Consider the following 19,332-nt stretch of genomic DNA (forward strand, 5'->3'; position numbering starts at 1 on the left):
GATTCAAATGCACAAGCTACAAGCACTGCTGGACAATAACGTCAAATGGGCGGAGGGCATCACCCGGGAAGACCCTGAGTTCTTTCGTCGCCTCTCTGAAGCGCAATCCCCCGAGTATCTCTGGATCGGTTGCTCCGACAGCCGCGTACCGGCAAATGAAATCGTGGGTCTGTTACCCGGGGAAATCTTCGTGCACCGCAATATTGCCAACCTGGTGGTGCACACCGACTTCAACTGCATGTCCGTGATCGAATTTTCCGTCAAAGTCCTCAAGGTAAAACACATCATTGTATGCGGCCATTATGGCTGTGGCGGTGTCAAGGCGGCGGTGGATAACACCTCTCACGGGCTCATCGACAACTGGCTCTACAGCATCAAAAATCTCTACTACCGCAACAAATACCGGATGGACACACTGCAGTCCGAAGAGGCTCGCCATAATTATTTGTGTGAACTGAATGTCACCCAGCAGGTCAAGAACGTCGCGCACTCCCATGTGGTTCAGGATGCCTGGTCCCGGGGTCAGGATCTGACGGTACATGGCTGGATCTACAGCCTGAAGGACGGGCTGGTAAACGACTTGGGCATAGATATTCACTCACCGGATGACCTGGCCGACGAATATCGGGTAAACAATACACCCCAGGATTCATAACACCAGCCACCCTGCAAACGCTGGCAGTGGCCCCTCCCCCCCAAAAAAAAGCGCCGCAATTAAGCGGCGCCCTGGACCTCAAATTCTGCGGATGATTAGATAGCGTATTCCGCCATCACCCAGACTTTGGTCACATCTGTAGTGAAGTAGTCGTCGCCACCGCTGAAGTCAGCGTATTTCAACAACAGGGTTGCACCGTTGCTGAATTTCTTGCTCAACGCCATATCGATTTCAGAACCGAAATCAGAGGAGGTTCCTGCAGCCACATCTTCGGCACTTTCGAACTCATGGTACATAGCGATGAAGGACATACCCATGGGCAGGCCGGCTTTGAAGGTTACGTACATATCTTCGATACCCGTGCCCGGGGTAGCCAGGAACACATCCGCCCAACCCTGGAATTTGTGCAGCGTGGCCAGGGAGGTGGTGAAGCCCACACCCGCATCATCATCCGCGCCCAGGGTTTCCTGCGCCAGCCCCAGGGTGAATCCGCTCATGGTACCGGACAAGCTGATCAGCGTGTAGTCCGCAGTGTAATCGTTGGGATTGTCACCGGTATCTTCCTGTTCCGCCCATTCCAGCTCATAGTCCAGTTTAATGGCGTCCAATTCGGTGGCACCGGCAAAACGCACACCCATCGAGGTGTTGGAAAGCGCCAAAGCATCCAGGTTGTCAATGTCATAGTAGTACGCACTGATCTTGCCTATGCCGTCGATGGTATAGCCTACGTTCAACAGATTGGTCTCTTGGGTGTGATCACCCTGGCGTGCAACGGGCACCACATCGGGAGTGGCCTGCTCACCAAAAATTCGGTTCACGTTGGATACATTGGCATAAAACGCGGACAAGCCGGGAATACTGGAATTACCAATGGAGAACGCATCATAAGTCTGCTCGTTCTGGCGCCAGCCTACTCCACCGACAAAACGCTGGTTGTCCAGCAGAATTCGCTGACGGCCCCAAATGAATTTGGTATCCGGCAATCCGGAATAGGCCAGGTAAGCCTGGTTCACTTCAGTGCCTTCCGGGTCTGCGATGATCGGGCCGTCCTTGGAATTCACACCGTCAAAATAGTTCACATCTTTCAGTGAAGTCACATCATCAAATTCCAGTACCGCAGAAAAGTCATAGAAACTGCCGGTGGTAAAGGTCAATCGGGTTCGCAATGTGGCAGCTTCGGAACGGGATTCGTCGCCCGCGGCCGTTACGGCTTCAACATTTTCATAACGGGGACGCAGGTTCAGTTTGGTCGTGCTTTCTTTCAAAGCACCTTCCAGGGAATCAGCAGCCATCGCATTAAAGGGAATTGCTATACCCATTGCCCCCAGTACGGAACTGATTGCAACTGCTTTAGCCATTGGTTTGGTGTTAGCCATGGTGGTACTCCTCAGAGATTCTTAAAATACAGTCAAAAAACAATTCAAGCTCACAGATGTATTGCCTGTGCCCCCACAAATCACCATGCTGGAAAACATTCAGTGGCTTCCCATTGGCCTGCACGGCTTTAATCACATACCACACTGCACCAAAGTGACTGTCATCACTTTGCAACAATACAGCATCGAATTAGCAATACTCAGGCCAGATTTTGTCGCCCAAATTTGGGGCAGGCCTGAATTCAGGCCGTTTTCGACCCAAAATGACAAATAATTCACTCCGCAGGGCAACCTGCTTTTTTCCTGCAGAAACTGTTTTATAGTGTTCTGGTGAACGCCTAATTGAGAGGAAAAATCATGTCCAAAGCGCTCGACAACCTGGCAGGAAAAACCCTTTTCATCACCGGAGCCAGCCGCGGAATCGGCAAGGAAATCGGCCTGAAAGCCGCGCGGGACGGGGCCAATGTGGTGATCGCCGCGAAAACCACCGAGCCCCACCCCAAACTGGAAGGCACCATCTACAGTGCCGCCGAAGAAATCGAAGCAGCCGGGGGCAAAGCCCTGCCTCTGGTGGTGGACGTGCGGGAGGAACAACTGGTGGCGGAAGCCATGCAGAAAGCCGTTGATACCTTTGGTGGAATCGACATCCTGGTGAACAATGCCAGTGCAATAAATTTATCGAACACCCTGTCAGTGGACATGAAGCGCTTCGATTTGATGCACCAGATAAATTTTCGGGGCACTTTTCTGTGTTCGAAGCTCGCGGTGCCGCACCTAAAAAATGCAGAAAATCCACACGTGCTCAATCTTGCGCCACCTCTTAGCACAAACCCACGCTGGTTCGCGCCGCACCTGGCCTACAGCATGGCCAAATTCGGTATGAGTTTCTGTGTGCTGGGAATGGCTGAAGAATTCAGCCGGGATCAAATCGCCTTTAACGCATTGTGGCCCCGCACAGCCATCGCCACCGCCGCCGTGCAGAATCACCTGGGTGGAGACATCACCATCAAACTGTCTCGCCTGCCCACCATAATGGCGGATGCCGCTTACGAGATTTTCAAGCGACCCAGTGGCGACTGCAGCGGTAATTTCTTTATTGATGATGAAGTGCTGGCAGAGGCCGGTGTCACCGACCTGCGCCAGTATCAGGTGGACCAGTCCCTGGAAGCCAACCAGCTCATCCCTGACTTCTTTATAGACTGAGTGAACAGAACAATCCTGTAGAGCCGAGGTGCCCCGGCCATGGGGCGCTTCTCAATACCCCGACAGCACCTTCATTAACGTACGGGTTGCCGCATCCGGCAGATATTTGCGGGCAGTGCGCAGCAGCTTGTATTCCAACCCCACCGGATGATGCAGGCTGGTGTCGGTCAAGGCCGCCAGCACCTGCTGCGCAATATCATCGGCATCCAGTTTGACTCCCAGGCGTTGGATAATCTGGCTTTCCTTACCGGCCAGCATCGGCGTTCTCACAAAGGGTGGCTCGATATCCATCACGGTAATGTCGTGGCGGGCCCACTCCACATTGAGCGATTCAGTAAAGCCCTTCACCCAGAATTTGGACGCCGAATAGCTGGCAAATCCCGGCACCCCAAACAGCGAAGAGGCGGAGGACATATTGATGACCCTGGCGCCCTTGGTATTCCGCAGGTACGGGAACGCAAGATAGGTGCAGTTCAACAGGCCCCGGTTGTTGATATCCAGAATCTGGTGGTGCCGATTCAGGTCAATGGATTCAAAATCCCCGATCTCCAACACCCCCGCGCAGTTGAACAGCACATCCAGATGGGGCACCGTCTGCATGTATCCCTCAATGGCGGTGGAAACCCTATCGGCATTGGTCACATCCGCCACCTGGATGGAATATCGACCCGGATCCCAGTGTCCGCTCAACTCCGCCAATGGCTCCCGGTTAATATCCAGCAACCCCAGATTCCAGCCATGTTCGTACAGCAGGGTTGCCACCGCCCGCCCGATACCGGAACCGGCACCGGTAATCAAAATAGTCTTCATCAACAGGATGCCCCCTTCAAGTGGCCAATTGGTCTAAAGTATATTAGCAGGAACAGGTTAAAGGGACCGCACCGGAACAGACGATCATCGAGCAACACCTCCAGATCACTCAGTGATCTCAATTCCCCGCCGCTTTCTACCCCAGTGGCCAGGTTGCGGGTCAAAGCGTCCGGCGATGGTGGTTCCGCAGTGCTGGCAACCGGATTCCGCATTCAGCCCCCATCGGGTCAGCTCATACCAGTCGCGCTCAATCACGGCCTCACCGCAACCGGGGCAAAACGTCGTGTCACCCTGCCGATGGTGAACATTACCGGTATACACAAACTGCAACCCCTGGGCGATGGCGATATCGCGGGCTTTGAGCAAGGTAGCCCTGGGTGTGGCGGGCACGCCGGTCATTTTGTAATCCGGGTGAAAGGCGGAAAAATGCAGCGGCACCTGAGGCCCCAACGCTTCCCGAATCCAGGAACACATGGACTCCAGCTCGGCAACCGAGTCGTTGTGATCCGGGATCACCAGCGTGGTAATCTCCAGCCAGGTGGACGTCTCATGATGGATATATTGCAGGGTGTCCAGCACCGGCGCCAGATGGGCACCGGTCAGTTTCCAGTAGAACTCTTCATTAAACGATTTAAGATCAATATTGGCGGCATCCATGTGTTGATAAAACCGCTGCCTGGGTTCAGGGCAATGATATCCCGCCGACACCGCCACCGACAGCACGCCAAGCTCCCGGCAAGCTTGTGCCACATCAACAGCGTACTCCTGAAAGATCACCGGGTCATTGTAGGTATAGGCCACACTGCGACAACCGGCGTCCACTGCCGCCCTGGCAATCCGCTCGGGAGCAGCCTGGCTGGCCAGGGTGTCCATTTGCCGGGATTTCGAGATGTCCCAATTCTGGCAGAACTTGCAAGACAGGTTGCAACCGGCCGTACCGAACGACAACACCGAGGACCCAGGATAGAAGTGATTGAGGGGCTTTTTCTCGATCGGGTCCACACAAAACCCGCTGGAACGTCCGTAGGTGGTGGATACCACCGCCCCGCTCAGGTTGGCCCGCACAAAACACAACCCCCTTTGCCCTTCCCGCAACGAACAGGCACGGGGGCACAGGTCACATTGAACGCGACCATCCGGCAGGCTGTGCCAGTATTCGGTGGGATGAATGAAGGGGCTGGCGGGATCGAGACCGTCCGCCCCCCCCACAACAGTGGAACCGGTCATCGTACCTCCGGCGTATAACAGGTCTTCCCTCTATATTGCTGTCAAGCCGGTGAATTTCAAGCGCCACATTGGGCCAACAATTGATCAACCTCGGCCATTTCCTTGAAATCCGGATACTTGGCCTTGATGAACTTCAGATATTGAGTGGCTTTTTGGGTGTGCTGAAAGCCTTCCACCAGTGCCCTGGCCATCAGCAGATAGGCCTCCGGGATTCGGTCGTAATGAGGGGCGCTTTTATGCAGATTGGCCAGTAGCTGGCACACCGGCTTGTACTTGCCCCGGTTAAAATACTGCTGGGCCAGGTTCAGCACCACATCAGGATCATCCGGAGTGAACGCCGGGTCCAGCGCCTGGTAACTGCCAAACAGAAAGTACAGGCGCGAATCATCCCCCAAGCCATTCAGTACCGTCATATACCGCTGGCCATGGGCCAGGGCCTGTTCCTTATCCCCCATGGCCAGCAACAAACGGGACAACTTGTCATGGTGACGCACGCTGTTGGGGTTGGCCATCAGATAGCGGGTCAGCACTTCGGCTGCTTGCTGGTACTGCCCCTCCTTCACCAGGATTTCTGATTTGGCGTCCACCGGCTCCACCGTGCGGCGGCGGCGCTCGCGAGCCTGCTGGTCTTCCGCGATGAAGCCGATCTCGGACTGGTACTGGAATATCACGTAACCCATCAGGTGATAGCCCACCATCAGGAAATATAGGGTCACCCCCACAAACACCGGGATGAACAACTCAGCAGAAAGCTCTTCTGCGAACACCTCAAACAGCGCGGCCTCGGCCCCCAGCAGCAGAAACAAAAAGGCGTACAACAGCAGGTAGGACCAGCCGATACCACGAATCAGATGGGAGATGGCCGCAGGGGAAATCGCTGAGGAAATGGATTTTTCCGTAGCCAGGATCATCATGCTGGCAGGTGCCACGAAGATCACCAGGGCATTGGCGAGCACATCCAGAAAACTGCTGTTCAACATCGCCACCAGAATGGTGAAACCGGCAAAGACCAGTTGCACCACCACCTGCTGGAACAGCACACTGAAACCGGATTCTGAGAACGTCTCCTGCAGTGTTGGCGGGTCAAATCGACCTTCGGCGGTGTGCTCAATGATCATAAAACCATAGCGGGTTATGCAGGCCAGGAGCAACAATCCACCGATCAGGAAAAACACAAAAGAGGTGATGTCCGTCAATCCCACCAGGACCCAGGTCAGCACCATGAACACCGCGATGACCAGCAGGCTGTCCTGCTTCAACGGATAACGGAAAAACACACCCAGCCGATCCCAGAATGGCTGTGCAGTGTTGGAGCTGCCGAGGTAATCCAGCTCCTCCCCGGTGGTGAAGCACCTGGCCTGCCCCAGGCCACCCAGGGTTTCGCCACTGTCAACACAGCGTTCACAATAGGCGATATGGCGCTGGGTGCTATACCACATCGCCGGTTCCAATGGATGATATTTACAGAATTGACGCGCCATGCCTTCCCCTCGTTTGCCTCCAGTATAGCACCACTGCTGATGTCCGATTCCAAAGGACGCAATTACAAAACTCCCGCCAAACGGAACAAAAAGTCTGTATCCCCGATTCACACAGTGACGTTCCAGCTGCAACTTTTCCGCTACAATACTGGCTTTTGATGAACACCGTTTGTTGCAGTCCGGACCTCCCCATGAAACAGTCCCCACTTATTATCACACTGCTGACCACGTTCTATATGTTGAACAGCCCTCTCTATGCGCAGGAGAGCACGTTTTTTCTGGGAGCCAAATACGGACAATACGACTTCACCCTGGACCACGCCTCCCGAACGGAGGAAGGCCATGGCTTCTCCCTGCTGGGCAATCTCGCCCTGCGCAAAGGGCTTGCCCTGGAGTTCGAGTACGGTGACAGCGGGAAGGCGGAATTCGACTACGACGGAGATACCATCAAAGGTGGGCAAATTCGGATTCAACATCTGGGCGCCTACGGTGTGTATCGCACACCCGGTTCTTTCTATGGCAAATTGAAGTTGGGCGTTTCCGTCAATCGCCTGGACGCGACCGAGCTCGAGTGCCCCTACAGCCTCTGCACCAATACCCTTTCCAGGGATGATGGCGCCACCGTCTATGGCGTTGGACTGGGCCTGACAATGCAGGGCCGGTTGCGCACAGAACTGGAGTACACAGTCATCGATGAGGACGTGGACGTACTCCAACTGGGATTTCTGTTTGGACTGTAGCGCTAATTGAACTGGAGCAGCATTGAGTACTAGCGCAATTCCGCCCGGATTGCGCCAAGCACCGCATCCGGTAAGCACCCGTCCACCCATTCACTCTCTTCGCCTTCTGCACTGATGTACTTGCCTTCAAGCAGCATATGAGTGAACTGCTCCTCATTAGCGGGGAGCGGTAACAGGCAACTCCCCACCTGCAGCAGGCTCTCCCGCCACTGGGTGACTTCATAGTCCAGTACGACCACCGGCTTGGTTCTGGGGTTGTGGTCATGATCCAGCAGCACCTTCTCCACCAGCTCCTTGAAATAGGGGTTCACCCAAGGATTGTATTCCAGTGGCCACTTGAACCGGTAGCGGGGAAAATGGGTGCCCTCAACCAGCGTAGCGATGAACACATCTGCCACCTGATTACTGTCTCCTGCCACCAGATCACTGGCTTTGGAGGCAAATGCCACATGGGTTCCATCATCGCTGATCACCGCGGTATAGGAACCAAGATTTCCGGAGAAATTTCCATTCATACTGCGGGAAACCCGATCAGTATGCCCGTGCGCGACATCCCGAACAAACACATCCCAATCCCCGTTGGTATCCGCAAGGTCAAAGTTACTGGACAGGGATTCAAACACGGCCACCTGGCCATCCTGGCTGATGGAGACCAGGCCACTGTTGTAATCATTGGCCTCATATCCTTCACTGGAGATGGTGATCCTGCGGGTGGTATTCAGCATCAGATCGCGCACATAGCCGTCCAGGCTGATGCCCGTGTTGGAATCCGGATACACAGGGTCTTTTCCATCATCCAGAATCATCATTGCCACATAGCGCCCGTTGCCGCTCAAACGGGCCGGCATAATATAGAAATCAAACTGGCTGCCATCATTGGCCAAAGAGGCGCGCAGATTGATTCCCTTTTCCATATCCCGGACAAATACATCATTGCCATCGTTGGTATCGCCAAAGGTGATGTCCGCGCGCGGGGATTCAAACAGCACGAAACGACCATCCGCACTGATGTCGGTCAGGCCACGCCCATATACCGGCTCGCCAAAATATGAACGGGACACCACCTCGGTCACGCCGGTCAGTCGGTCCCAGCGAAAAACATACATGGTGGCGCTGTCCAGATCCGGCACCAGATTGGAACGGTGACCGGAAAACGAGACATAGCGCCCATCGCTGCTGATGGCAATACCATCATCCACAAATCCGTTATAACTGGTGTAGTCAGTGATGCGGGTGGTGGTCTGGGCCGCCATGTCCCGAATGTACAGCTCAGAAGGAAAACTCTTGGGTGGGCCAGTAACATACTGCGAGGTAAAAATCACAAACTGCCCATCACTGCTGATATCCACTTCCTGCACCCCGGTTGGCAGCGGGTTGCCATCCGGATTCAGGGACACCAGCTGAATGCTGCCATTGCTCATGTCACGCAGGTAAGCCTGGCGGGTATTGGGGGGAACCGGTATCGACGAAATGTTGGTGGCGCGAGATAAAAAGGCCACATGGCTGCCATCGTCATCCACGGCAGGACTCTCACTGGCCGCGTTAGGCTCCGCACTTTTAGGGACGATGGACACCCGTTGGATGGTGCCCGGCAGATAGGCCTGAGCCAGCACTGGACACAGCAGCAACACCAGAGTGAACAGACTCTGTTGGCAGACCCGTTGGTAGAATTGGCTCATGATATCCCTCTCCGGCAATCAACCTGTTACGGAAACCCAAGGCTAATACCGAACCACACCGCAGCGCAGTGAAATATCCCCAAACCGGTTTGTGACTTGTTTACAACGGGCACAAAAAAGCCCGCCCTGAAAGCAGGGCGGGCTTTTTTGGATCAGGACAAACTTATTCGAACAGTTCGCCCTTCTCCGCTTTTTCCACCAGCAAGGCAGGGGGAGCAAAACGCTCACCATACTTGTCAGCCAGCTCCTGGGCGCGAGCAACAAACTCACGCAGGCCATACTGGTTGATGTACTGCACCACACCACCGGTCCAGCCGGGGAAGCCAATGCCGAAGATGGAACCGATGTTGGCATCTGCCACTTTCTCGACCACACCCTCTTCCATGCAACGAACGGTCTCCAGGGACTGAACGAACAGGAAGCGCTCTTTCATGTCCTCAAACGGAATTTCGTTGCTGCCGGCACCAAAGGCATCCTTCAATCCAGGCCACAAAGTCTTCTTACCGCCCTGCGGATAATCATAGAAGCCCTTACCTGCCAGCTTACCGGCACGGTCGAACTCATCAATCATGCGATCAATGACGGTGTCAGATGGGCCTTTCTGCAGCTCTTTGCCTTCTGCTTTGAGGGCGGCTTCTGTCGCCAGGCGAATATTGCGCATGGTCTGCAGGTTCAGCTCGTCGCTGATGGCCAGGGTACCCACCGGGAACCCGGCACAGGACGCGGCCATCTCAATGGAAGCCGGGCTCAGGCCTTCAGCCAGCATGCCCAGACCTTCATTGACATAAGTGCCAATCACACGGGTGGTGAAGAATCCGCGGGCATCGTTGACCACGATAGGCGTTTTACGGATTTGCAGCACATAGTCGATGGACTTGGCCAGCGCTTCGTCGGAAGTCTCTTTACCGCAGATGATCTCAACCAGCGGCATTTTATCCACCGGAGAGAAGAAGTGCAGACCGATGAAGTTGGCGGGACGGCAGGAAGCCTGTGCCAAACCGGTAATCGGCAGACTGGAGGTGTTGGACGCCATCACACCGGTGGGCAGCATTTGCGCTTCCGCTTCCTGGGTCACCGCCGCTTTCAGTTCCGTTTTCTCGAACACCGCTTCGATTACCAGGTCACAACCCTGCAGGTCTTCCGCGTTGGCGGTCGGCTTGATCAGGCTCAACACAGCGTCGGCCTTCTCCTGGGTCATCTTGCCGCGGGAAATGGCTTTGTCCAACAGCTTCTTGCTGTAATCCTTACCTTTCTGAGCGTTTTCTTCAGAGATGTCTTTCAACACCACTTCGATGCCCGCCATGGCAGAAGAGTACGCAATACCCGCACCCATCATGCCCGCACCCAGGATACCCACTTTCTTGGTGGTGTACTTGTCGAAGCCCTGAGGACGGCTGCCGCCCTTGTTGATCTGCTGCAGGTTGAAGAAAAACGCGGTGATCATGTTGGTGGAAACCGGGCCCACCGCCAATTCGGTGAAGTAACGGCCTTCGATGATGAACGCGGTGTCCACGTCCACCTGCAGGGATTCCACTGCGGCACAGAGGATGTTTTCCGGAGCCGGATAGCAGCCTTTGGTTTTAGCTTTCAGCATCGCCGGGACGATCGGCAGCTTCATGGCCAATGCCGGGCTGGCAGGGGTACCGCCAGGTACTTTATAGCCTTTGGTATCCCAAGGCTGCAGCACTTGTGGATTGGCTTTACACCAGGCTTTTGCCTTGGCCAGCATGTCTTCTGCATTGTCGGCCAATTCGTGAATCAGGCCGGCCTTCAAGGCGCCTTCCGGATTCACCTGCTTGCCTTCCATCAGGAACGGCGCTGCCGCCTCAAAACCCAGCAGGCGAGTCAAACGCACCACACCGCCGCCGCCGGGCAACAGGCCAAGGCCCACTTCCGGCAGACCGATTTTGGTCTTGGGATCGTTGATGGCCACACGATAATTACAGGCCAGGCAGATCTCATAACCGCCACCCAAGGCGGCACCGTTGATGGCAGCCACAACCGGCGCCTGGATTTTTTCCAGACGACGCAACTGCGCCTTAACGCCCATGGAATTGTCCAGGAATGCCTGAGCCACTTCCGGGGTTGCCTTCACCAGGTCACGCAGGTCACCACCGGCAAAGAAGGTCTTTTTGGCAGAGGTGATTACCACACCCGCCAGGTTCTCTTCTTTTTCCAAACGGGCAATGCACTCGTCCATGGACTTGGAGTACATCTCGTTCATGGTATTGGCGGACTGGCCAGGCATGTCCATCGTCAATACGACGATATTGTCACTGTCTTTTTCGTAACGAATAGCTTCACTCATTATCTTTCTCCCGGTCCTTATACGCGCTCAATGATGGTTGCGATACCCATGCCTGCACCCACGCAGAGAGTACACAGACCGCGTTTCAGATTTCGACGCTCCAGCTCGTCCAGCACGGTGCCCAGAATCATGGCGCCGGTGGCACCCAGCGGGTGACCCATGGCGATGGAACCGCCGTTCACGTTGACCTTCTCGGCGGGTACACCGGTTTCCTTCATGAAGCGCATCACCACAGAAGCGAAGGCTTCGTTCACTTCGAACAGGTCGATGTCATCATAGGTCAGGCCGGCTTTGGCCAGGGCCTTATTGGCCGCCGGAGCAGGACCGGTCAGCATGATAGTGGGATCAGTGGAGGTGATGGCAGTGGCCACGATACGACCGCGAGGAGTCATACCCATTTCCTTACCTTTGGCTTCAGAACCGATCACCACCAGTGAGGAACCGTCCACGATACCGGAGGAGTTACCGGGCGTGTGGATGTGGTTGATGCGTTCTACCCAGTGATACTTCTGCAGGGCAACGCTGTCGAAGCCCATGTCACCCATCATTTGGAAAGAAGGGTTCAAGGCATTGAGGCCTTCAACGGTAGTGCTGGGGCGCAGGTAATCGTCTTTCTCCAGAATCACCAGGCCGTTCATGTCCCGTACGGGAATCACGGATTTGTCAAAGTGGCCGGCTTTCTGCGCCGCGCCTGCTTTCATCTGGGAGTTGTAGGCAAAGTTGTCTACATCTTCACGGCTGAAGCCTTCAATGGTGGCGATCAGGTCTGCTGCGATCCCCTGGGTAACAAACGAGGTCATCAGATTGGTTTGCGGGTCTGAGGCCCAGGCACCACCATCAGAGCCCATGGGTACACGGGACATGGCTTCCACGCCACCGGCAATGACCAGGTCTTCCCAGCCGGACGCCACTTTCTGAGCGGCCAGGTTGACGGCTTCCAGGCCGGATGCACAGTAACGGTTGACTTGAACACCGGCTACCACCGTGTCCCAACCCGCCTTCATCAGCGCAGTTTTGGGAATAACAGAACCCTGCTCACCCACCGGGCTCACGCAGCCCATTACCAGGTCTTCCACCTGGGAAGTGTCCAGGCCGGGGTTACGCTCGGTCAGAGCATTCAGCAGGTTAACCACCAGATCAACGGGCTTCACCTGGTGCAGTGACCCATCCTTTTTGCCCTTTGAGCGCGGTGTACGCACCGCATCAAAGACATAGGCTTCTGTAGACATTCAACCAATCCTCTTTGTTTTTGATGTGAGCCCAGCTGTGAATGGCACCTTGAGCCAAAAACGGCAACATGACCCGCTGGACACTCAGGCTGCATACCTTGCGCCTTTTGCAGTATCTGCGCAATGACCTCACCGCTCAGGGGTTGTGACCAAAACGACCAAGGCAGCCTGTTACCGCAACTGTTACCTTTGGAAACATATAAAACGTGAATTAGTTACTAGACTTCCCAATATTATGGTGTACACTTGTAAACAATGAAGCTGAAAAAGCAATCTGCTTAACCTTCATTGAACGGTAAACACGCATTGATAAGGTGGATTAGGCTGATCATTCTAAATATTGAAACTAGAATGGGTCGCAATCACTGGAAACAGTGAGTTTGTTAACCTATAAATCTAAGGACGGCTAATCACTAGCCTAACTTGGTAAAGGTAACGTGAACCAGAACTCCAATAAGTAAACAGTCACGTTATCGGGTTAGCAGAGTCTGGCTTATTACATGTTGTGTCAGATACACAAAGGAGTTCACTATGAAACTGGCAACATCAACTGTAAGACAATTGGCTATCGACAGCCTGTCTTTCATGGCAGTTCTGGCATTAACCGTTGGTGGATTTTGGGGATTGTTCCTCGTGGACGCGTCCTTGTTCACCATGGTGGTTTTCGGACTGCTGATGGTACCTGCTTTGCTGAGCAGCACCTACTACCTCGGCAAAGACATCAACGAAGCCACGCATAAGCTGATTGCGTGAGGACCTTGGTCGCGGCCAACGCGTGAGATTGCTCCGCGTGGCTGCGACATTGGTATTCCCCTGCTATTCAAAACCTGGCTTCAGTCAGGCGGGTTCAGCGTGATGATGATGTCATCAGGCTGGTCGGTCCAGCCGTTGAAACTGAATGTTACCCGCGCCAGGAACTGTACGGGATCGGTTCCCGTTCCAGGCTCAGGCAACATTTCCGTACCCAGACATCGCACCTTTTGATACGCCGTTCCCGTTGAGTTAACGCGCAAAGCCCAGTCACAGTCCTGCGTGGCAGGGGTTTTCATCTCATTCAAGGCTAATTCTGCATCTGCGGGAATATAGTCAGGATACGAATTCACATTGAAAAGCTGGTCACCTTCGAAGACAACCGTAATGAAGTTGGCATAGTTGGGCACTGAATCGCTGGCTTTCAGGGTGCGCGTAGTCACCTTTTCCGGGTCAAAATCTTCCAGGGATGGGTCATCCTCCTGAGACTCTAGTACCAAGCGCTGCCTGTAGTAGCTTGAATTCCAGACTTCCTCCCCTTCGACGCCACCATCATAACGGTAGATATGGACCTCCATACCCAGGCCTTTGTATTCAACGTCGATGCTTTCGTAAGTGGGATTGGTGAATTTGGCTGAAAACGAGATGCTGGTTACCGAGCGCGAACAATAGCCTGCGTCTGAACTGTCCAGCACGTCTTGACCATTTTCAAAACCGGCGGGGTTACAGAAGCCGCCGTTATCATCCGAGGATATCTCAACCCAATCCAGGTTGACCGTTTTGGGGTTTAATACCCCATTGACACGAAATTCCACATAGGGGTCCCGTGGGGCTTTATCATCATTATCGGAACCGCCACCACAACCGGCCGCCAGCACCATACTCGCCAGCAGACCAACACGCATAAAATTCATTCAGTTCTCCAAAACAAACCAGGCCTGCGGAATTGACTCGCAGGCCCAAGGCGATGCATTTAAACAGCCAGCATCGAAAAACTCAACTATCCGGTGTTGCGCATACCCGCCGCAATCCCGGCCACGGTGATCATCAGCGCCCGGGTCTCCTCCGCCTGTTCGGAGGCTTTCAGCCGGCCGGCCCGCATCAACTCCACCTGCAGCATGTGTAAGGGGTCCAGATAGGGGTTACGTACTTCTATAGACCGCCGAATCACCGCATTGTTCTGCAACAGCATGCTATGGCCGGTGATGGTATTCACCAGATCCACCATATCCGCCAACCGGGAGCGCAGTTCCTGCCCCAGCTGACGGTCCCCGGGCTGTGCCAGACGCCGCTCATAATAAGCCGCAATCTGTGGGTCGGACTTGGCCAGCACCATTTCCAGCATACCTACTATCATGCGGAAGAACGGCCAGCGCTCGTACATTTCATGCAGCAGATCCCCTTTGCCTTTCTGCAGGGCTTGCTGGAAGGCATCGTCCGCCCCCAGCCATCCCGGCAACATGAGTCGCATCTGGGTCCAGGCAAACACCCAGGGAATAGCACGCAGGGTTTCGATGCCCCCTTCCTTCCGCCGCTTGGCGGGGCGGCTGCCCAGGGGTAAGCGCTGCAGCTCCTGCTCCGGGGTGGCATGGCGAAAATAACTCAGAAAACGGGGGTCTTCCCGCACCAGGCGGCGATAGGACTCCATCCCGGTTTTTGCCAGGTCGGCCATGGCATCCCGCCACTCCGGGGCCGGGGCGGGCTGCTCCAGCAGGGTGGCTTCCAGGGTGGCGGCGATATAACGCTGCAGGGTACGGATGGCCACCCCGAATGGCGTAAACTTGGCACGGATCACCTCGCCCTGCTCCGTTATCCGGATGCGGCCATTCACGGCGCCCGGCGGTTGGGAGAGTATGGCCTCGTGGGAAGGCGCTCCACCGCGGCTGGTGGAACCGCCGCGACCGTGGAACAGGGTCAATTGAACCTGATATTCCTGACACAGCGCTGTCAACTGTTCCTGGGCCTGATACTGCACCCAGGCCGCCGCCAGAAAACCACCGTCTTTCGCCGAATCCGAGTAGCCGATCATGACCTCCTGCTGGCCCTGAATGTGTTGACGGTACCAGTCGATTTGAAACAGGCTGTGCAAGGTCGCCCGAGCATGTTCCAGGTCGTCCAGGGTTTCAAACAGGGGGACTACCCGCATCAGCCGTTCCAGGCCGGCCTCTTTCTGCAGCAGCAGAACCGCCAGCACATCGGAAGGCACGTGGGCCATGGAAATAACATAGGCGCCGAGGGCGTCGTAGGATTGGTCCGCCAGCATGCGGAAGGTGTCGAGCACTTCCTGCACTTCATCACTGCAGCGCAAATGCCGGGGAATCAGCGGGCGCTGACTCTTGAGCTCGGCGATCAGAAACTGCTGTTTCTCTTGTTCACTCCATTGACTGTAATCACCCAACCCGATGGCCTGGGTGATGGCCGCCATGGTGTCGGCATGGCGGGTGGATTCCTGCCGGATATCCAGACGGAGCAACGTCACCCCGAAGGTGTTGATACGTCGAATGGTGTCCAGCAACTCACCGTTGGCGATTTCGGCAATACCGCATTCCATCAAGGAACGATGGCACAACTTGAGGGGTTCCAGGAGCTCCTCTTGATCCAGAATCGGCGGTTCCCCATGCCATTCCTCGCCAGCCAACTGGGCATTAAGGTATTCTTTGGTGGCAAACAGGCGATCCCGCAGCGGTTTGATGAGCGCTCGATAGGGTTCCCGGCTATCCCCCACCACCGCGCGCAGCTCGTCGGTGCAATGCACCGCAGACAGCACCATCAATAGATCTTCGAAGTCATGGCTCAACAAATCTGCCGCCATCCAACGGGCCAGGATGAGCACCTCCCGGGTGACGTTCGCGGTGACATTGGGGTTGCCGTCGCGATCCCCGCCCATCCAGGATGAAAACGTGAAGGGCGCGAAATCCATGGGCAGACTGCGATTGAGGTTTGCCTGGCACCACTCGTCCAGTTCCCGCAGGTATTCCGGCACCGCGCTCCACAGAGTTTGCTCAATGGTGACGAACCCCCAGCGCGCTTCATCCACGGGGCTGGGACGTTCCTGGCGTATCTCATCCGAGTGCCAGGCCGAGACAATTTTGCGTTTCAGGGTTTCCATCACCCGGTTGCGTTCGATGTCGGTGAGGTTGACTGTATCGAGCTTTTCCAGACAGTCGGTGATGTCGTCGTATTTGCGGATCAGAGTGCGCCGGGTGACTTCCGTGGGGTGGGCCGTCAACACCAGATCGATGGACAGCTCCTGCAAGGATGCGAACAACTGGTCATCGGAGATTTTGGCCCGCTGCAAGCGCGGGTGCAGCTCCGCCATAGTGGCGCGCTGGTTTTTACGCTGGCTCTGCTGATACTCACGGCGACGGCGCACCCGGTGGTACTGTTCTGCCAGGTTCGCCAGGTTCAGGAAGTGACTGAATGCCCTGGCTACCGGCACCAGCAGCTCCGGTTCCAGACGAGACAGTTTTTCTGACAGTTTTTGCGATTGGTCTTCGTGGCCGGCGCGTGCATGCTTGGCCAGTTTGCGGATCTCTTCCACCAGTTCCAAAAGAACCGGGCTTTCCTGCTCCTGAAGTGTGTTTCCCAACAAGCGCCCCAAAAGACGGACATCCTGTCGCAGCGGGGCATGGGCATCGGGCTCAGTCATGGCGGCATCCTGTGATTTCACATTCACTCCATAATGAAGAGAACAGAGCCCTGAATCAAGGGTTAGCCGCTTCCTGCTCCGGTTGATAAACCTCAACACAATTACGACCGTTCTTTTTGGCGCGATACAGTGCTTCGTCTGCTTTCACCAAGAGTTTTTCGGCGGTCTCACGGCCATCGGGAATGACGCTATGGACACCAATGCTCACGGTGACCGGAATGCGACGCTTGTTGTGCCAAAATGAGGCAAACTGAATATGACTGCGAATGGACTCCGCCACCTTTTGTCCAGCGGCTTCATCAGTGGCCGGCAACAGCAGGATAAACTCTTCCCCGCCGTAGCGAACCAGAACGTCCAGATTGCGGCGGGAAAAGCGCTGCAAAATGACCGCAATTTTCTTAAGGCATTCGTCTCCGACCAGATGCCCGAACTGATCGTTAATCTTCTTGAAGTGGTCAGCGTCGATCACCAGAATCCCCAACGAGGATCGGGTTTGCTGACACTGCCGGATCAGTTCGGGAAAACAGGTATCCAGGTAACGGCGGTTGCCCACCCCGGTCAGGGCGTCTGTGAGGGTATCCTGGGCCAGCTTTTCATTGCTCTGCTTGAGCTGATCGAGCATGGCACTCAGGTCACGGGTTTTCTGATCCACCCTGCGCTCCAGCTCATCCCGGGCTGATGCCGCGATCTGCTCCTTCTCCCGCGTCAACTCGGTTACTTCCTGAGCCAGGTCCAGGGCCTGTTTAAGGGCCCGGTTCTTCTCACTGCGCTCCCGCTGCATGCGCGCCGCCAACGCGGAGGTGACCATCAGGTTGCCCAGAGACAACCCGGCGGCGTGGATGTATTCAATCGCCACCGAAAACTGAATCCATTCCAATTGCGCTGCCACATAGAAACAGGTCCCCGTGATCAATACTGACCAACCGGCCATGAGATAGCGGGCCCAATAATTACCTGTGAAACACTGGTGGGTGAGTACAAAAATGGCGTATATGCACACCAACATTTCCAGAGGATAGATGAACGGCAACACCAGGCGCTCAGGGAACAACACCACCGGAATCACGCCCAGCCCAAACAGGGTAACGAAGATCCGTGTCAGCCGTGCCAGCCAGGGCACCCGGTTTTTCAGGTCTATAAACAACACCGCAAAGTGGCCGGCAAAAAAGATGGTGGAAAGGATGCCCAACCCATAGCTCTTGTCATTCAGGAACACCTGCGAACCCCAGAGGTACAGCGGGCCGAATCCGCTGATACTGGCCTGGTAGAGCATGGCGGACACGATGAACGCCATGTTGAACAGATTGGTACGATCCCGCAAAAAATACCATACGTAAGCGTTATAAAACGCCAGCACCGACATCATGCCAAAGAACAAGCCATAGAATGCCTGGGCGCGAAACTCCGACTGGAAGAACCCTTCCGGGGTGCGGAAGTTCACAGGGAAGATCATGGCACTGTCGCTGTTGAGGCGGACATAGACCTCATAGTCACCGGCCAGCGACACATTGATGGGAAAAATGGGAAAGCGGTGTTCCAGTTCCTGGGCAACAAATTGCTGATGATCCCCGCCGATGCCATGCGCCAGCAGGTTTTTACCCTGTGGGGTGGGCTGCACCAGGTAAAAATCCACAAAATCCAGAAACGGAGTGGCCAACTCCATGTACATACGCAACGGCACTTTGCCGTTGACACTGAAGCGGAATCGCAGCCACAGCGTATCGCCAACATACCCTTGTTGCACGGAACCGGGAAAGCCGGACACCGACCAGCTCTGCGGCGCATCCAATATGTCGCGCAAAGACAGGTCTCCGGTCTCATCCACCAGATACTGGTAATCGGGGGAAACCCGAAAGGTCGAGTTATTCTCTGCCCACCCTGAACCGGACAGAAACAGGAACAACACACCCAGCAACAACGACAGCGGATGCGTCAGGGAATTGAACATTGTGCCCCATCATGAATCTAATTATTTGAAAAACACACTACCTGAAAGCGAGCCGACCGAGTATACAATTATTGTATCCTCTGTTGATAGTGTGTAATAAATAGTCAGCCATAGTCTGGCATAACTATTGCGTTAATGCTCCCCAAAGGACAGGAAAGCAGAACAATTCAACGGTTGATACGTGTGATGGGCCAGATAGAACATTGTTTACAAGACGCTGATATGCCGAAAAACCCTACAAGCGACAGCACTTTAGCTCAAGATTTATTCAAATCTC

General features: G+C 55.0%; 14 protein-coding genes. 4 read left to right on the forward strand and 10 right to left on the reverse strand.

The window, feature by feature from the left end:
- Positions 1 to 7 precede the first annotated feature (7 nt).
- The gene (can, locus tag D9N14_RS02405) at positions 8 to 655 is read left to right on the forward strand and encodes a carbonate dehydratase (protein WP_290576473.1); all 648 of its coding nucleotides are present in this window, start codon (positions 8 to 10) and stop codon (positions 653 to 655) included.
- 95 nt (positions 656 to 750) lie between these two features.
- On the opposite strand, the gene D9N14_RS02410 is transcribed toward can, so the two are convergent.
- Entirely contained in the window at positions 751 to 1,920 is a 1,170-nt protein-coding gene (locus D9N14_RS02410; protein ID WP_290576475.1) for an alginate export family protein, read from the reverse strand.
- A gap of 468 nt (positions 1,921 to 2,388) precedes the next feature.
- Here D9N14_RS02410 and D9N14_RS02415 point away from each other — a divergent pair, with 468 nt between their 5' ends.
- A complete protein-coding gene (locus tag D9N14_RS02415; protein ID WP_290576477.1) occupies positions 2,389 to 3,234 on the forward strand; it encodes an SDR family oxidoreductase in 846 nt (281 codons plus the stop codon).
- A 51-nt stretch (positions 3,235 to 3,285) separates the two neighbouring features.
- On the opposite strand, the gene D9N14_RS02420 is transcribed toward D9N14_RS02415, so the two are convergent.
- The 3 genes from D9N14_RS02420 to D9N14_RS02430 all read right to left on the reverse strand — a co-directional run bounded on the left by D9N14_RS02420 (position 3,286) and on the right by D9N14_RS02430 (position 6,710).
- Complete coding sequence (locus D9N14_RS02420; protein ID WP_290576479.1) at positions 3,286 to 4,044, reverse strand: SDR family oxidoreductase; 759 nt, start codon at positions 4,042 to 4,044, stop codon at positions 3,286 to 3,288.
- A gap of 105 nt (positions 4,045 to 4,149) precedes the next feature.
- Positions 4,150 to 5,271 (reverse strand): AmmeMemoRadiSam system radical SAM enzyme, encoded by a 1,122-nt coding sequence (gene amrS, locus D9N14_RS02425; RefSeq protein ID WP_290576481.1) that lies wholly within the window; start codon positions 5,269 to 5,271, stop codon positions 4,150 to 4,152.
- A 56-nt stretch (positions 5,272 to 5,327) separates the two neighbouring features.
- Positions 5,328 to 6,710, reverse strand: coding sequence for a tetratricopeptide repeat protein (locus D9N14_RS02430; RefSeq protein ID WP_290576483.1), 1,383 nt, complete (start codon positions 6,708 to 6,710; stop codon positions 5,328 to 5,330).
- Positions 6,711 to 6,943: 233 nt separating this feature from the next.
- Here D9N14_RS02430 and D9N14_RS02435 point away from each other — a divergent pair, with 233 nt between their 5' ends.
- Positions 6,944 to 7,492, forward strand: a complete 549-nt coding sequence (locus tag D9N14_RS02435) for an outer membrane beta-barrel protein (RefSeq protein ID WP_290576485.1) — start codon at positions 6,944 to 6,946, stop codon at positions 7,490 to 7,492.
- Positions 7,493 to 7,521: 29 nt separating this feature from the next.
- Here the strand turns inward: D9N14_RS02435 and D9N14_RS02440 are convergent, their stop codons facing one another.
- The 3 genes from D9N14_RS02440 to D9N14_RS02450 form a co-directional block, all read right to left on the reverse strand.
- Positions 7,522 to 9,171, reverse strand: coding sequence for a hypothetical protein (locus D9N14_RS02440; RefSeq protein WP_290576487.1), 1,650 nt, complete (start codon positions 9,169 to 9,171; stop codon positions 7,522 to 7,524).
- 163 nt (positions 9,172 to 9,334) lie between these two features.
- Positions 9,335 to 11,479, reverse strand: coding sequence for a 3-hydroxyacyl-CoA dehydrogenase NAD-binding domain-containing protein (locus D9N14_RS02445; protein ID WP_290576489.1), 2,145 nt, complete (start codon positions 11,477 to 11,479; stop codon positions 9,335 to 9,337).
- Positions 11,480 to 11,496: 17 nt separating this feature from the next.
- Positions 11,497 to 12,708 (reverse strand): acetyl-CoA C-acetyltransferase, encoded by a 1,212-nt coding sequence (locus D9N14_RS02450; RefSeq protein WP_290576491.1) that lies wholly within the window; start codon positions 12,706 to 12,708, stop codon positions 11,497 to 11,499.
- Positions 12,709 to 13,239: 531 nt separating this feature from the next.
- Between D9N14_RS02450 and D9N14_RS02455 the strand changes: the two genes are divergently transcribed.
- The gene (locus D9N14_RS02455) at positions 13,240 to 13,461 is read left to right on the forward strand and encodes a hypothetical protein (RefSeq protein ID WP_290576493.1); all 222 of its coding nucleotides are present in this window, start codon (positions 13,240 to 13,242) and stop codon (positions 13,459 to 13,461) included.
- An 80-nt stretch (positions 13,462 to 13,541) separates the two neighbouring features.
- Here the strand turns inward: D9N14_RS02455 and D9N14_RS02460 are convergent, their stop codons facing one another.
- From D9N14_RS02460 to D9N14_RS02470, 3 genes are all read right to left on the reverse strand, one after another.
- Entirely contained in the window at positions 13,542 to 14,372 is an 831-nt protein-coding gene (locus D9N14_RS02460; RefSeq protein ID WP_290576495.1) for a hypothetical protein, read from the reverse strand.
- Positions 14,373 to 14,458: 86 nt separating this feature from the next.
- Positions 14,459 to 17,107: a phosphoenolpyruvate carboxylase gene (gene ppc, locus D9N14_RS02465; RefSeq protein ID WP_290576496.1), complete on the reverse strand. Its 2,649-nt coding sequence runs from the start codon at positions 17,105 to 17,107 to the stop codon at positions 14,459 to 14,461.
- A gap of 55 nt (positions 17,108 to 17,162) precedes the next feature.
- Entirely contained in the window at positions 17,163 to 19,055 is a 1,893-nt protein-coding gene (locus D9N14_RS02470; RefSeq protein ID WP_290576498.1) for a diguanylate cyclase, read from the reverse strand.
- Positions 19,056 to 19,332 lie beyond the last annotated feature (277 nt).

Source organism: Ketobacter sp., assembly GCF_003671495.1.
In the GTDB taxonomy this organism is placed as follows: Bacteria; Pseudomonadota; Gammaproteobacteria; order Pseudomonadales; family Ketobacteraceae; genus Ketobacter.